At 58.3% G+C, this 10225-nt stretch carries 9 protein-coding genes; 7 read left to right on the top strand and 2 right to left on the bottom strand.

Annotated elements, in window-relative coordinates; translation table 11 throughout:
• The coding region (locus Q8M42_RS06350; RefSeq protein WP_304865968.1) for a transposase at positions 1-132 on the top strand (132 nt) is incomplete at its 5' end.
• Between the two features lie 49 nt (positions 133-181).
• Here Q8M42_RS06350 and Q8M42_RS06345 read toward each other — a convergent pair.
• Both Q8M42_RS06345 and Q8M42_RS06340 read right to left on the bottom strand, forming a co-directional pair.
• Entirely contained in the window at positions 182-2113 is a 1932-nt protein-coding gene (locus tag Q8M42_RS06345) for an ATP-binding protein (RefSeq protein WP_304870099.1), read from the bottom strand.
• Complete coding sequence (locus Q8M42_RS06340; RefSeq protein WP_304870097.1) at positions 2106-2792, bottom strand: response regulator transcription factor; 687 nt, start codon at positions 2790-2792, stop codon at positions 2106-2108. Before Q8M42_RS06340 ends, Q8M42_RS06345 begins: the two co-directional genes overlap by 8 nt.
• 261 nt (positions 2793-3053) lie before the next feature.
• Between Q8M42_RS06340 and Q8M42_RS06335 the strand changes: the two genes are divergently transcribed.
• From Q8M42_RS06335 to cpaB, 6 genes are all read left to right on the top strand, one after another.
• A complete protein-coding gene (locus Q8M42_RS06335; RefSeq protein ID WP_275961244.1) occupies positions 3054-3311 on the top strand; it encodes a Flp family type IVb pilin in 258 nt (85 codons plus the stop codon).
• A gap of 21 nt (positions 3312-3332) precedes the next feature.
• A complete protein-coding gene (locus Q8M42_RS06330; RefSeq protein WP_304870095.1) occupies positions 3333-5306 on the top strand; it encodes a pilus assembly protein TadG-related protein in 1974 nt (657 codons plus the stop codon).
• Positions 5307-5335: 29 nt separating this feature from the next.
• Positions 5336-6220, top strand: coding sequence for a hypothetical protein (locus tag Q8M42_RS06325; RefSeq protein WP_304870093.1), 885 nt, complete (start codon positions 5336-5338; stop codon positions 6218-6220).
• 3 nt (positions 6221-6223) lie between these two features.
• Positions 6224-6889, top strand: coding sequence for a hypothetical protein (locus Q8M42_RS06320; RefSeq protein ID WP_304870091.1), 666 nt, complete (start codon positions 6224-6226; stop codon positions 6887-6889).
• The gene (locus Q8M42_RS06315; protein WP_304870089.1) at positions 6889-7917 is read left to right on the top strand and encodes a hypothetical protein; all 1029 of its coding nucleotides are present in this window, start codon (positions 6889-6891) and stop codon (positions 7915-7917) included. Before Q8M42_RS06320 ends, Q8M42_RS06315 begins: the two co-directional genes overlap by 1 nt.
• Before the next feature lie 121 nt (positions 7918-8038).
• Entirely contained in the window at positions 8039-10090 is a 2052-nt protein-coding gene (cpaB, locus tag Q8M42_RS06310; protein WP_304870087.1) for a Flp pilus assembly protein CpaB, read from the top strand.
• Positions 10091-10225: the final 135 nt, after the last annotated feature.

Here is a 10225-nt window from a genome sequence, read left to right as displayed (position 1 = left end):
CGCATGCATACCAGCCTGCTGGAAGGGGTGAACAACCGCATCAAGGTGATCAAGCGTATGGCCTATGGCTTCAGGGACTCGGACTACTTCTTCCTGAAAATCAAGGCCGCCTTCCCCGGGAAAGCGCGATGAACCTTTTTTTATGGCTGTTTCTTGATGCTATTTAGCCAGGGCTTATATTTTATTGCGCGCATTCGCTTGGATGGCTACTTCGCTCAGTGGCGACGATAGGCAGCGTTAATGTGACAGTTACGCCAGCCGGGGTGGAATGCCATAACACTTCAGCGCCTATTGAGGCCGCGCGGCGCAGTTGGTTCTTAAGTCCTTTACCGTTAAACAGTGCGGACTGCTCTGCGGTAAAGCCTTGGCCATTATCTATGATGATGACTCTGATATGCGTGGCGTCAGACGATGTGGTAATGCGAATTTCCGTGGCGTTGGTGTGCTTGATAATGTTGGAAAATGTCTCTTGTAGAATGCGCAAGATATGCAGCGCATTGCGCGGGTCAAGCCAGTCAAGTGCGGGCACATTCTGAATATCCCAACGCAGGCGTATCCCGGCACTTTCCAGGCGAGGGGTTAGGCGAAATCTTAATGTTGCCATCAGCAGCAACAGGTCGGCTTCTACCGGCTCCATCGAATCGATGGTGAGTTTCAGGTCTTCGATGCAGTTCTTCAGTACATCTGTCAGCGATGACGCATCAAGGTGACCCTTCTCAGCCTCCAGCAATGCAATGATCAGTGACGAGCCCATGCCGTCGTGCATGTCTTGCATAAGCCGCTGACGTTCATTGCTAAGTGTTTGTCGATGTTCAATTTCGCGTAGGCGCTGATGGCTGTTCTTTAGCTCGTTCTCTCGTTCTTGTAAGCGAAAAGCCAAGCGGGCATTAGTGCTTTTGACGCTTTCATTGGCTTTGAGAAAACGCCGGAAAATAATGTTCATTACAATCAGGAATGCGCCAATATTGCTGTAAGGGCCGAGGTAAATAGATTCGATAGTTAAGTAGTTGTTTTGCAGTAGCCAGTCATGGCAACCCAGCAACATGCCGGCTGTTGCCCAGCCGCTTAACAGCAGTCCATCATTGCAGCGAGCCTGCCATGATTGATAGGCGCCAAAGCCCGCCACTAAAGAGCCGGTGAGGATTAGTGCGAAGTAGATCAGTGGTGACAGAGCATAGGCATTCAGTAGTTCGGAAAGCATTGGCAGAGTCAGTACGCCGGCTACAAGCGTAACCAGTGTCACAAGAGTATTTAGCCAGCGGTTGGGGCGATGGTGAAGGCTGAGTAGAAAAAAGTGAGTAACCCATACCATCCAGAACAGTGAGTTTATAGTTAGCCAGCTGAACCAGGACTCCGCTATGGGCAGCTCACGTTCGCCGACGTAATAATGGAGTGTGCGAATAAATGAGGCGATTGAGATAAAGAAAAATAATAGGTAGGAATGTTCGTTACGTAATCTGCACCAAACAAAAAATGAGAATAAGCCGACTGCTAGAAAAACCACGCTGCTGGTATACGGCAGCTGGACCTGTAGCAGGTATCGAAGCCGGTAACGCCAGTTCAGGCTGCTGCTTTCTTGCACCCATATAGAGGAAATACCGCCACCCGAATCGCTCGGGCGTTGGATGCGCAAGAGGAGAACGCTGGGGCTGGGGGTGTTGGCTGTTGCATTTAACGGGATGCTCAGGGGGATGTTCCAGCCATTCCAATACACGCCACCGCTTGACATATAAATCAGCTGGCCGTCGGCATAAATGGCAAGGTTGCCATCAGTTTTCCAGCGTGGAATATAGAGTTGCTGTTGTGTTTCTGATACTGAAGTGGGCAGTTGCAAGCGATACCAGGTTTCTAGTGTGGGTGTTCTTGCATGTTCATGCCGTGCAGAGGAGGGAATCAATTGCCGGGTCAGGGCGTGTGGCAATTTTACGGTAGACCATTTATCAGGCAACAGCCGTTCATTAATCACTTGAGGCGGGGCGCTAAAATCCTGGCTGGGTATATTGAGTATTTGCGCGGTGGTAATGTGTAAGACTGATTCAGTCGCAGTAGCTGTCGGAATACATAAAGTTAGCAGTGCAGTTATGAAAAAGATTCCTGGCAATTGCTTAGGCACCCAGTAATCCTTGGCTACGCGCTTCGTAGATTGCTTCTGTTTTCGAGCTGACTTCAAGCTTCTTATAAATGCGCCGTACAAATGTCAGCACCGTATGGCGTGATACGCCCATCAATTCGGCAATCTCATCCGAATTAAAGCCTTTGGTAATGTATTCCAGCACTTGCTGCTCTCGTGCGGACAATCGCGCACGGGTAGCGTTTGCTGAGGCTGCTGCCAGGGGCAGTGTCGTGTCTTCGTGGCGAAAGCGCATAAGTATCTGGCGGGCGATCAGGGGGCTGATCGGGCTGCCGCCCTGGTGCAGGCTGCGAATTTCTGAGGCAATGCTGGCGGTACTGCTGTCTTTAAGCAGATAGCCTGTTGCACCGGCCTCAAGCGATTGCATGACATGCATCTCATCGCCAAAAGCGGTGCTGACCATGATATTGCACTCAGGCCATTTGCTATGGGCGGCACGAATGACATCGATCCCCGAACCGTCCGGCAGGCCGAGATCGACCAACAGGACATCCGCCGGCGCATGGTTGAGGCTCTTTAAGCCCTCTGCGCGCGTGCTCAATACGGCCACCAGTTGCATATCTGGTGCTGTGGTGAAGGTATGCCGCAGTGCTTGCTGAAACGCTACATCGTCTTCAACCAGGATCACTCGAATCGGCATGCTGTCATTTTCGCTGCGCATCTTGATCCCGAATGAGACGAGTTTATTGCCGCGATAGTAGCGCAGCTAATTAGCCGGTATTGCCTTAACAGATTAATGCCGCAGGTTTATCTGTAGCTATAAATGGGGACATACGGCTCGGGATGCCTTCGCTTAGCATCGCTGTGACAAGAAGGGCGCTTGTGGCAAGTACGCCGAACATGACCGCCCCAGGCCAGCCAGTGGCCACGCCAGCAACCATACATCCCACACACACACTCGGCCTAGTTCAGAGGAAGCACCATGTCCATTAAGTTGCGCGCTCGTCAGTTGGGCCAAGGCATGACCGAGTACATCATCATCGTGGCGCTGATCGCGATCTCGGCCATTGTGGTTTACAACCTGTTCGGCAGTACTGTGCGTGAGCAGGTCGGTGACATGGCTGCGGAGCTGGGCGGTGGTGAAGCCACGCAAGCGGCCGCCACAACGGGTGGCGAAGCGCAGACAGCCGCTGGCGCCAAACACAACCTGAGCAGCTTCAAGCAAGACGAACGCAAGTAATCAGCAGCAGATATCGCGGTTGTGAGCGCGCACCGGCAGTCGGGGCAGGCCATGGTCTTTGGCCTGTTCTTTCTCGGCGTCGCGTTGATCGGTCTGATCCTGATGTACAACCACGGGGTACTGACCCGTGACCGTGTACAGGTCGAAAACGCTGCCGATGCGGCGGCCTACTCGCAAGCCAAGCTGTTTGCCCGTCACCAGAATCTGATCGCCTACACCAACCGCGCTATCGTCGCCAACGAGATGTCGGTCGGTCAGGTGGTGGCACTGATGTCCTGGTCCAAGCGCTACGCCAACATCCCACGTTGGGTGAACACCTTTCCGCCGTACCAGATCCCCCTTGCACCAGCCCCTAAACCGACAATCGGTGATGTGCTGTCCACGATCACGCTGCCGTATCAGGTTCTCGGCAATGTCACGGGTGCTGCGGCCAAGCCGCTGCTCGGCATCTACCCCGATGTGATCTCCAGCTTCAATCTGGTAATGGGTTTTTTCCAAAAGATTTTTGCGGTCGCCACGCTGGAGGCGCAGTTCACCACCCCAATAAACATTGTGAACCGCCACGAGATGCCGGGAACCAACGACGACCTGAAAGTTGTCACCCTCAGCCATCTGTTGCTGGCGCAGAACTTCATCCTGACCTACTTCGCCAGCGATCTGAACCTGAGCAGCCTGGCCAGCCAGGCAAAAAGTGCCAGCACGGCCGCCGGCGGCAGTGCGGTCTCATCTGAAGACGTTGTCGCCGACTTTCTCGGCAGCCTTGCTCCCTCGACCATGCTGGTCAATACCGCACCGGAAAAGTACGCCAGCAGCAACGCTCAGAATGCCGATAACAGTGCCGCACGGACGGCAGGCCGCCAGTACGCGGCAATCATGAACAGCAACCGCAACGATTGGCTGGATGCGCGCACCTTCGATGCGACCGTCAGTTTTAGCCCACCGGAGCTGCCGATTTACCTCGGCTTTATCACGATAAGGTTGGGCTTAAACGTTGAGGTGGGCGTGTTCAACAATGGCGGCACGGCCTATGTCTATAACCCAAAGAGCACGGCCGCTGGCGGCAAAGGTATTCCGCATTATGGCTGGAGCTCTGTCGACTTCAGCTCCATCGGTTTCAAGGTGCAAGTGTTCCTGCAAATCGAAGTCTGTCTGCCCTTTTTCGGCTGCGCCGAGATACTCGACACCGACTTCCCAATCGATATGGGGTTGCCGCTGGGCGGCGGCACGCACCAGCTAGTGGCCAAGGCGGGTGATCAGTTCCTGATTGGTACGCAGTGGGGCAGCCCCACGCAGAACACGCCGCCCGGCAGCCCGCGCCCCTATGGTGAAGCCATGCAAAGCGTGCATGCGACGACCTGGGGCTATGGCAACGCGCTGGGGGTCTTTGGTGCCAATCAAGCTGAGGACGTCAACACCGGCTATGGCGGTGCGCCCTCATTCTTCAGCCTTGGCCGTGATTATCAGGGCCGTGGCACCAGCAACGAATTTACCGTGGCGGTGGCCAAGCCGCTGGGCAGCCTGCGCACCAGCGACAACCCTGCCAGCCTGGGGCTGGACAGCGGCAAGTTTGCCCTCGATACCCAGGGGGTAAAGGACAACGCACTCTCGTCGCTGTGGGGCGGCCCTGACAATATGATGACCATCGCTTCGGCGGAGTCCTATTTCGCCCCGCCGCCTGGCCGGGTGGAAAGCCCCAATCAGTTCAGCCCCTTCTGGGATGCCCGCCTGCGTGAGCCGAGCCGCGTGGTGCAGATGATTGCTGCCGGGCAGATCGACCTGATGGCCGTGCTGGGCCTGGAAGCGGGTGCCAGCACGTCGGCTATTGTCGGCGCGGTGCTCGACCTGGGCCTGAAAAAGCTGATCGAGCCGGGCAAGGATCGGGTGGTCGACAAGCTGCCCTCTGTCATCAGAGGCCCGGTCAAGCCGGTACTCGACAAGTTCGTTGATACGGTCACGGGCACCGCCAGCGGCGCTGTCTCCGGGCTGGTGAAATGAGCATGGCCGCTTATGCATGCAGAGCCCGCATGCACGGCCAGGCCATGGCGGAGTTCGTGGTGATGGTCGCGGGCGGCGTGCTGCTGTTGTTCGTGCTGGTGCCCGTGGTGGCCAAGCTGGCCGACATGGCCTACACCGCCCAGCAGGTGGCGCGTTATGTGGCCTGGGAGCGCACCGTCTGGTTTGACACTAACAAAGCGCCTGGGGAGACCGACGACGGCGATACCGCACAACGCGGCAACGAAGCGATATTGAACACTGCGGAAAAACGCCTGATGTCCTACTCCGCCGCGACTCAGCCCTTCACCGCCGCCGACATCGACGGCAGCCTAAATACCGCCAGCAACCACAGCCTGTGGCGCTGGACGCACGGCGGCGGGGCCAAGCCGATGACGGCCACGGGCAGCATGCCGAGCCACTCCAGCCTGAGCGCAGAGGACACACCGTCCTATAGTTACGACGTGATCGGCATTTACAACGATGCCATGGGCGGCGTGATGAAAGTGCTGAGCTTTCTGAAAGTCGCCAAGGATGACGACTTTCTGCAAATCGCCCACGAAACCGAGAATCTCTACAACCCCAGCATCGTCATCCCCGTTTCTATGACCGGTAGCCGGTTAGGCAGCAAGCCGCTGTTTGGCGGCGCATTGGACAAGCCGCTGAATATTCGCGCCCAGTCTGCGGTGCTTGCCGACGGCTGGAACGCTCAGGGCGACCATCATTTCAAAGAACGCGCCGACGATTTTGCCGTGGGCACCATGCTCAGCAACCACCTGATCGAAACCATCATCTCGACCATCGGCATCTTTGAACCCTCGTTCAAGGATGTCGAGTTTGACTATGTCGGCATCGAGCCCATTCCGGATAAGCCGGCCAAATGCACCAACAGCACCGGGTTCTGTTACTTCGAATAGCCTATGAAAATAATCCCGCTGCTCTTCCTCACCTCGTTACTGGCCGCCAATTCGGCAGGGGCCGACTGTGACTACGACGATTTCCCGCTGATGCCGGACATGTTGCTTGCCAGCATTGGCAGCAATATTCAGTGGAACCAGACGCCCATGGCCGGGCGCAGCTTTCGTGTGCCTGCCAACCTGGCGAGCGTCAAAGACTTTTACGCCAAGGCCTGGGCCGACGAGGTCGACTTCTCGGCGTTCAACGGCTGGGAGCAGATCCTGCACATCACTCAACACTGCATGATGCTGATCCAGGTAAAGCGCCAGAACGACCGCTACAGCTTCGGCCAACTGCTTATCACCAACCCACCGGGCAAAGCTGTCGCGGCTCAAGTGCTGGGTGACGGTATGCCAGTGCCGCCAGGTGCCCAGGTGATCAGTGACATGCGCAGCGACGACGATATTCGCCAAGGCCGCATGGTGTTGCTGCTCAATGCAGAGGACATGCACACCACGGCCCGTTGGTACGAAACCGAGCTCAAGCAGCAAGGCTGGAGCCTGGAGCAGCGCAGCCAGCAGGCCAACGGCGTGGTGCTCAGCTATAGCCGCAAGCGTGAGCTGATGACGGTCGGCCTGTTACGCCATCAGGACAAGACCCAGATCCTGGTCAACCGGATGGACCGTTGATGAAGGCCCAGCGCGGACAGTCCATGACCGAGTACCTGGTGGTGCTCGGCGTCACCGGCGCGGCGCTGATGCTGGCGGGCAATGATGTCGAGCGCCTGTTCGATAACGTGCGCAGCAGCTACAAAACCTACTCCAGCGAGATGAACAAGGTTCAGCTGTACAACAACGAGGTCGTGCGGATCCTCGAGCCAAGCCCCGAGCCTCCTTACGATGACGGCCAACCTGAATCACCGCCACCGAGCGATACGGAACAGCCCGCCAGCGACGCGCTCGCGGTACTCAACGAGGTATATGACGCCAATGGCGTGTACGTCGGGCGCGTAGTCAATGACCAACTGGTTGCGGCCAATGGCGACGTGATTGCCACCTACGCCCTCGATGCATCGGGCAACAGCACTCTGCTTGATGCCAATGGCCAGGTTCTCTATCCCGGCTTCAGCATTAGCCAGGTCTTCGTCGACAGCACTGGCAAGCCCCTGGTGCTGCAAGCACTGGCCAACGCCAGCGGTGAGGTGCTGGGTTTTGCCTACCTGGACGGCAAGAAGTACTTCAATGCCATCACCGGCAAGGCGTTGGTCAAACAACCCCAAGGGCTGACGCCCATCGCCACCCGTGACGTGCTGATGTACGCCCCTGATGGCAAAACCTTCGTCGCCGCTTATGCAGCGGCGGGCCTGGTGTATGCCAAGAGCGATGCGCTGATCAGCAGCAGTGGCACATTCACCAGCCCCCGCAAAATAACCGGCGAGCTGGTCAGCCTGTACCTCGCCCCAGAGACCGAGGCCGCCTGGAGCAAGCATTCACTGTGCATCGTGCGCAGTTATGGCTGGGCCGCCGAGCAGGTCAGCCCCTTGCCCGCAGAAGGCGCAAGCGTGGCCATTAGCAGCAGTGTGTCTGGCCAGTTCAACGCCCCCGAGGCCCAACTCAGTTACGTAGACAGCACGGCGGATGCCTGTAAGGCGCGCTTCTCCGTGCTGCAAACCAAGGACCCGGTTATCGGGATGCAGTGGTCGCTGCGGCGCAACTGATCCACTCGCACCCTCCAAGCCAGACATGCCAGAACAGCGGTAAAGCGTAGAAAACCATAAGAGAAACCGATCAACCATTGCGCACCTGCGCGGACAGCACTTTTTTGCACTGGGGAGCACCATGTCATCTGTATCAGGAAAGAAACTGCTGATCATCGCGGTGGCATGTGGTGTGCTCGCAGGAACCATGGGCTGGCTGTACCTGAAGTCCAAGGAGGCCCAGTACCGCGATGCCTATCGCCCAGCGGTTGAGCAAAAAGTAACGGTGGTCGTACCCCGGGCCGATATCGGCAAGTCCCAGGTACTGACTCCGGAGCTGGTTGCCACCCTGGATGTGCCCAATGACTACCTGGCCTCCAATGTCATCCTGGCCGAGGACTGGCCCAAGCTTGAAGGGCGCATGACGGTTGCCCCCCTGCAGCGCGGCCGGCCGATCAGCTGGGATGCCGTGGAGCAGGAGCGCGCCTCGCGCTTCTCGGAGAACGTCGAGCTGGGCAAGCGGGTCAAGACGGTCAAAATCAGCAAGATCAATTCCTTTGACGGCATGCTGCGCCCCGGCGACCACATCGACCTGTTGGGCAGTTTTGCCGCCAGCGACATCGGCCTGCAAAAACAGCCCAACTATGCCGACGATGTGGTGATCAACATCCTCGAAGACATCATCGTGCTGGCTGCCGGTCGCGAAGATGCCAGCGGCCGCAAGTACGAGAACTACTACGACCAGAGCACCCCCGACGGCTTCAACATGAACTTTTCCACCCTGTCGCTGATGCTCACACCGGCGCAGGTGGCCCGGGTTGAGCTGGCGGAAAAGGCCGGGGAAATAGTCGCGGTTCTACGCCATCCGAAAGACACCAGCATGGCCGCGCTGGGCCAGGTCACCGTGGCTAACCTGCTGGACCCGCCACCGCAGGAACTGATCGATGTGGTGGTGGATGCCGATGGCAACCTGGTCGGCCGCATCGTCGGCGACAACATCGTTGGCGCCGATGGGCGCATCCTCGGCAAGATCGTCGATGGCCAGGCCGTGGGCTTTGACGGCTACGTGATCGGCAATATTGTTCGCGGCCTGAGTGCCGACGACCCACTGCTACGCATGCATGAGCGCGCCACGGTGGTGCGCGATGAGCAGGGTAATGTGCTTGGCCGTGTGGTGGATGGCAAGGTCATCGATGCCCACGGCAACCCCATCGGCACCGTCGTCGATGGCAAGGCCGTCGGCGTGGATGGCAAGTCGCTGGGCAGGGTGCAAACCAACGCCGTGCTCGACAGCCAGGGCCGCGTAGTCGACATGAGCCGCTCGCGAGTGCAGGACCACGCGGCGCCACACAACCAGGAACGCCAGGTCGTGCGTGACGCGGCCGGCAATATTCTGGGCTGGGTGGATGGCGACAAGATTGTCGATGCCCAGGGCCAGGTGATCGGCAGCTATCGCGACGGTAAAGCGTTTGACCTCAACGGCAAGCCGCTTGGCAGCATCAGCACTGTGGTGCAAGACGCGCAAGGCAAGATCATCGGCGAGATGGGTCAAGTGGCGCGCGATGCTGACGGCAAGATTATCGGCCGGGTGGTCGACGGCCAATTGCTCGGCGCCGACGGCAACGTGCTCGGCACTGTCAAGGATGGCCAGGTGCTCGGTCGCGACGGCCAGGTGCTCGGTCAGGTCGAAAACATCCAGCTCGACAGCAGCGGTCGCCCCATCGAGGGCAATGTGCGGGTGGTTCGTGATGCCTCCGGCAAAGTGCTTGGCACCCTGGTGGGCGACGACATTATCGATGCTCAGGGGCGCAAGGTCGGCAGCGTCAAAAATGGCCAAGTCCACGATCTGGCAGGGCAGCTAGTGGCCGGTGCCCAGGTGGCGGTCCAGGGTGACGCCAAGGTTGTGGTGCGCGATGCCGAGGGCAACGTTATCGGCACGTTGCGCGGCGACACCGTATTCGGCGCCGACGGCAAGGCCACCGGCAAACTACGCAACGGCAAGCTCGTCGATGGTAACGGCAACGTGCTGGCCAGCGGTCTGGCGGTGGCCGCTGAACCGGCCGCCAACCTGCCCAGCGAACAGCCGGGTAAAACGCGCAGCAAGCGCCTAGAGCCCACCCGCATGATCCAGTTCATCCCTGGCGGCACAGGCACCGCTGGGGTTATCCCGGTGCAGACCCTGCGCCTTGAATAACCCTCACCACTGCGCGCGGGCCGTGCCTGCGCCGACTCACTCAATTGCACACGCTGGGGCGACAATGAAAAGGCTAGGAGTGTTATCGATAGTGTGCGGTGCCGCGATGGCCCTGCAGGTTCAGGCCGACGAGAT

Source organism: Pseudomonas sp., assembly GCF_030684895.1.
GTDB lineage: Bacteria > Pseudomonadota > Gammaproteobacteria > Pseudomonadales > Pseudomonadaceae > Aquipseudomonas.
Note: the sequence above shows the minus strand (reverse complement) of the source record. Positions and strands in the feature narration are given on the sequence as shown.

What these genes read in the sequence shown, in the direction of transcription:
- Q8M42_RS06335 (WP_275961244.1), top strand. Translation starts at nt 3,054, where the DNA reads ATGTCCATTAAGTTGCGCGCTCGTCAGTTGGGCCAAGGCATGACCGAG.
- Q8M42_RS06320 (WP_304870091.1), top strand. Translation starts at nt 6,224, where the DNA reads ATGAAAATAATCCCGCTGCTCTTCCTCACCTCGTTACTGGCCGCCAAT.
- cpaB (WP_304870087.1), top strand. Translation starts at nt 8,039, where the DNA reads ATGTCATCTGTATCAGGAAAGAAACTGCTGATCATCGCGGTGGCATGT.
- Q8M42_RS06340 (WP_304870097.1), bottom strand. Translation starts at nt 2,792, where the DNA reads ATGCGCAGCGAAAATGACAGCATGCCGATTCGAGTGATCCTGGTTGAA.
- Q8M42_RS06325 (WP_304870093.1), top strand. Translation starts at nt 5,336, where the DNA reads ATGCACGGCCAGGCCATGGCGGAGTTCGTGGTGATGGTCGCGGGCGGC.
- Q8M42_RS06315 (WP_304870089.1), top strand. Translation starts at nt 6,889, where the DNA reads ATGAAGGCCCAGCGCGGACAGTCCATGACCGAGTACCTGGTGGTGCTC.